This window comes from Hydrocoleum sp. CS-953, assembly GCF_002260545.1.
GTDB lineage: Bacteria > Cyanobacteriota > Cyanobacteriia > Cyanobacteriales > Microcoleaceae > Trichodesmium.
The window spans coordinates 1-3,045 of sequence record NZ_LGSU01000417.1; the positions used below are offsets into that span (position 1 = coordinate 1).

Annotated in this window: 2 protein-coding genes; both read right to left on the bottom strand. The window is 33.5% G+C overall.

Annotated features, from left to right (window positions below; all coding sequences use genetic code 11):
- Positions 1-31 precede the first annotated feature (31 nt).
- Positions 32-250, bottom strand: coding sequence for an NfeD family protein (locus tag AFK68_RS04080; protein WP_246843983.1), 219 nt, complete (start codon positions 248-250; stop codon positions 32-34).
- Positions 251-806: 556 nt separating this feature from the next.
- Complete coding sequence (locus AFK68_RS04085) at positions 807-2,885, bottom strand: cation:proton antiporter (protein ID WP_094671701.1); 2,079 nt, start codon at positions 2,883-2,885, stop codon at positions 807-809.
- Between the last annotated feature and the right edge of the window lie 160 nt (positions 2,886-3,045).

A 3,045-nucleotide genomic window follows, 5' to 3' on the forward strand; every position in this document is an offset into this window, starting at 1 on the left:
ACTCCCCTACTCCCCTACTCCCCCACTCCACTTATAGAGGTCGCACTAATAAAGTAATTCCCTGACGACCAATAACCGCAACTTCTTGACCAGGCTCAAGAGTCATGCTGTAACCTCTAAAAAGCATCGCAGGCCAATATGTAGCTTTGAATTTAACTCTTCCAGGTTCATCAGGAGTAATTTTTTCATCGACTATACCAGGTTGAGGTTTAGAAAACATTTTTGGAGCATTATTACTAAATATCTGCATTATTATTCTTCCTTATATAGTTTTAGTAACCTGTTTGATGCCCCTGTAATTTAAAAATATTGACAAGTTGAAAAACTTAAATTTTGTTCTTAATTAGCACTACATTTTCCTTATGTGGTTTTCCGGAGGTTGTTTAATTTGCACCTTAGATTATTTTCTTTGGATATATAGCAATCCTATTTTATTCTTGTCAAAAATCTTACCGCTTTTTAGGAAACAGCCAACAGGTCGGACTTTCAGTTTTTTTATTTACTTTTTACGACTTATTTAGGATTGCTATACTTATGACTTATGAGCGAAAAATCAATTCAAAATTTATATATGTAGATAGGCAGAGATAAATATTATATGCTCCATCCAAGACGATAAAAATTTGCATAGCAACTTGGTAAAGTAATTAAGATTGCTTCGTCGTTCCTCCTCGCAATAATATTTCACACTTAATTAAACCCACCTACTTATCCAATGCAAAAATCATCAACTTCTCTTATTTTTACCTTTTGCCTTTTAAGTTTTGGCTTTATCTTTCCTATTCCCTATTCCCTATTCCCTAAAATCAAGAATAAGGCTCTCCAAATATAACCACTGAACAAGTAATTTCAGACAAAACTTTAGTCGTAACATCACTAACAGATAATCCTCCTGCAGTACGTCGTCGCATAGAGCGTAAAATTACTAATTGATAAGCTCTTGCTGCTTTACTAATCACAGGTGCAACATCATCATAACGAATAATTTTAATTCTTGATTTAACTTCAGTATTACCTTGAGAAATAAGCTGAGAAAGTTGAGAATAAAACTTATTAATTTGTGCTTCAGGAGTTTGGCGATCGCACACATGAAGTATAGTCACGGAAGCTTGATTAGTATCAGCAAAAAGTTGAGCAAATCTCACAGTTCTTAATGCTTGAGGCGTAATGTTTTTAACAGGTACTAAAATCCGATGAATATTAATCGGTTCTTCCAACAAACGCATCACAGCTACCGGGCAATGAGCAGAGTAAAATACCTGGTCTATTATATTTCCAAATAAACGAGCTTTAATACCAGTATTCTTGCCCCAACTCATAACAATTAAACTAGCATTTTTTTCTCGTGCTGTGCGACTAATAGTCTTAGCAAAATTATCAGAAATTCGAGTTTCTGGAGTAGTGTCAATTTGAAAATTTTTGCTAATGTCTAAAACAGAATTTAATCTTTGATAACTCTGCTGTAAAGCTATATTTAACTGAGGGGAATCCATCTTTAGATAACCTTTTACTAAGGATAAAGGAATTACTAAACCAGCTTCATGCTTTGCCAACATTGCTGCCATTTCAATCAAATATTTTGTTTGTAATGGAGAAAAATAGACTGGCACTAATACCACAAAATTATGGTTAAAATTTTCATCAACGTCTTCTGTAAAACCCTCTGGAATTTGTTGATGAGTTTCCCACCAAATCAAAGATTGATCTGATTCAATATCTACCTCTGGCAAAGAAAGTTTACTGGCAAACTTAGCAGTAAGAATCGGACCTAAAATAGAAGTTACTAACATCAGAAAAATTACACTATTAAATATAGTCTCTGGCAATATCCCTACTTGCACACCCACCAATGCAGCAGCTAAAGTAGCTGCTACCTGTGGCATCGACAGAGACCACATACTCATAGTTTCATTCCAATTATAGTGATAAATTTTTTGGGCAAAAAAAGCAGCTAAAAATTTACTGCCTAGCAAACCTAGAATAATTGATAAAGTTAACTCAAAGCTAGTTAAAAATGTATTGATAAAAGCTGAAATATCCAGCAGTAATCCCATATTAACAAAAAAACAAGGAATAAATAAAACACTCCCAACAAAATTTATTTTATCCTTAACCAGACTTTTACCCACTACATCATTAACTGCTAAACCTGCCAGAAAAGAACCAACAATTTTATCAACATTAATCACAGTTGCACCTAAAGCAGCAATAAAAACAACCAACAAAATAAATAAAAATTGATTACTTTCTTGATTAGTAGTTCGCCGGAAAAATTGTTTACCTAGCCATTGAAAACCCCAGAGAATTACAACGGAATAAATAGCCAAACTTCCCAATTGAATTGTCAGACTAATTACAGAAAAATTACCAGCATTAATTGACACACAAATTGCTAAGACTAATAAAGCTGCAATATCAGTAAAAATAGTTGCCCCAATTGTTACAGTAACTGCTTGATTTCCTACTACACCCAACTGTTGTACTATCGGATAACCTAAAAGAGTATGAGAAGCAAGTAAAGAACCTGTTAAAATTGCACCATTCCAACCTAAACCAAATATTTTTGCAACTAATGTACCAGTAATAATAGGGAATAAAAAAGTCGCAACACCAAAACCAAGAGAGCGGTCTTTATGTTTTTTAAATTCTGCTAAATCAATTTCTAAGCCAGCAACAAACATCAGATAAACTTTTCCAATATCTGATAATAACTTCATTGTCTCTGTTTCTGGGTCGAGTAATTTTAATCCATCTCCACCTAAAACAATTCCTGCTACTAATAAACCCACTAATCCAGGAAGTCGGAGACGCTCAAACAGAGGGGGGAGAGTTAAAATTACTAATAAAAGAATCGTAAATGTGACAATCGGATTTTGTGAAAGCAATTTTGTTATCCTCTAATAAAAAATATCCTATTCTCTCTACTTTATAGCAATATGCTAATTTTGAAGTTTTCGTAGGATATTTTTAGAGCAATCAGAAAATAACTTATGCACAAGAAGAAAGGCTTTTAAAAGAAGCGATCGCCTTAATTATGGATTTACT

Excerpts from the sequence above, each read along its gene's own strand:
- AFK68_RS04080 (WP_246843983.1), bottom strand. The coding sequence starts at position 250 with ATGCAGATATTTAGTAATAATGCTCCAAAAATGTTTTCTAAACCTCAA.